Genomic DNA, 1,826 nt, shown 5'->3' with positions numbered 1-1,826 from the left:
CCGGTTTTCCACATAGCGGCTTTGGGCCGGATGTTTTGTCAGTGGTCACTGGCAGAGTTGTCCCATGGAGGCCATTGGGGAGCAGTTTGCGGAGTTCGGCAGTCCCGCCGCCGCGCTCCCGCGGGTTCTCCACCTTGGCGGTGATTCCCGGCATGACGGGTACGACGGCGACGCCCGGTTCAGGCTTCCCGGGCGCCTTCACGCCGTCCCGGCCAAGACGGCCTCTGACATTCCCGTTCCTGGCCCACGCCCCTCCCCAGGCGCCGGCCCCACTGCATCCGAAACCGATCCCGGTAACGCTGCGACTGAATCCAAAACCGCCCCTTTTTCGGCATCCGCTGGCACTGGGACAGACAGGTCACCGAGCGCACCCGATCCCACCCCTGCACCCCTCGTCGAGAATCCGGTTGGCCTGGGTGGGATCGGAGCCCTGCTGGTGGCGGCTGCTGTTGCCGCCCAAGATGAGCTGGCCACGTTCGACTATGTTTCAGCGGCCAATTTCGCCGGGCAAGTCGAGGACCTTTCCCGGACCGTGGAGTACCTGCAACTGCTCGCCGCCTCCACCGTGCACCGCACCCGGACCCAGGCCATCACCGCCGCGGACGCCGCCCGCACCAGCCAGGCCAGGGCGGGCCGACTTGGGCGACCGGGCCGGGGCTGGGTAACCGGCTGGGATGCCAACGGCGTCGAGACCCTTAACGAGACCGACGCGAACTGGCCCGCACCCACCGGCAGCCCCGCACCCACCAGCGACCCCGCACCCACCAGCGGCGCCGCAGTGGCTGATCAGTCCACACCCGCAGCCGGGATTGACCGCCCCGTGCTGACCTCGTCGGTGGTGACAGCGCCTGTGGTGACGTCGCCTGTGGTGACGTCGCCGGCTGATGACGGGTGCAGGAACACCGCCGAGTTCCTCAGGCTCCGGCTCCGGATCCCCCTCCGCGAAGCCCGCCGCCGCCTCACCCTCGCCCACCAGGCCCTGCCCGGCACCAGCCTCACCGGCGAACCCCTCCCGCCGGCACGCGAACACCTCGCCACAGCCCTCACCCCCACCAACACCACCACCGGCGAACCCGCCCACACCACCACTGATCCGGACCTGATCACGGGGCCGGTGCTCTCCTCACACGCCGCGACCATCATCACCGCCACCCTGGACCGGCTCCAGCACCACACCACCCCCGACACCCTCGACCGGATCGAACAGCACCTCACCACCACCGCCATCACCGCCGACCCGGACTTCCTCACCCGCCTGGCCCAACGCTGGAACGACACCATCGACGCCGACGGCACCGAACCCACCGAAGAAGCCCTCCGCCACACCCAAGGCGCGTTCATCCGCAAACCCCGCCACGGCCTGCACCGCGTCGAAATCTTCGCCACCACCGACCAATACGAACACCTCCTCACCGTCATGAACACCGCCACCAACCCCCGCACCGCCACCCCCAACACCAGCACCACAAACCCCGACCCCGACCCTGACCCGGACGAACGCGCCAACCCCGGGCGGGAGGCCAGCGTGGACCTGGGCCGGGAAACCAGCGTGGACCTGGAACGGCGCACCCGGGCCCAGCAACAACTCGACGGGCTCGTCTCCGCCGTCAAAGCAGCCCTCACCACCAACCTGCTGCCCACCACCGGCGGCAACCGCCCCCAAATCATCGCGACCATCAACTACCAAGACCTCCTCCCCCACCTCCCCAACCCCACCAACAACCCCTGGCCAACCACAGACACAGCCACCGGACCCCGCACCACCCCACGCCCCGGAACACCCACAGACACCGGCGCAAGGGCCACCAGCACGACGACAAACACCA

General features: G+C 69.0%; 1 protein-coding gene. It reads left to right on the top strand.

Going from position 1 to position 1,826, the window contains the following annotated elements; translation table 11 throughout:
• Window positions 1-64 precede the first annotated feature (64 nt).
• Window positions 65-1,826: DUF222 domain-containing protein (locus B5520_RS22265; protein WP_139386303.1), on the top strand; the 1,762-nt coding region annotated here is incomplete at its 3' end.

This window comes from Arthrobacter sp. P2b (assembly GCF_900168295.1).
Taxonomy (GTDB): domain Bacteria; phylum Actinomycetota; class Actinomycetes; order Actinomycetales; family Micrococcaceae; genus Arthrobacter.
This window is presented reverse-complemented; position numbering and strand designations above follow the sequence as displayed.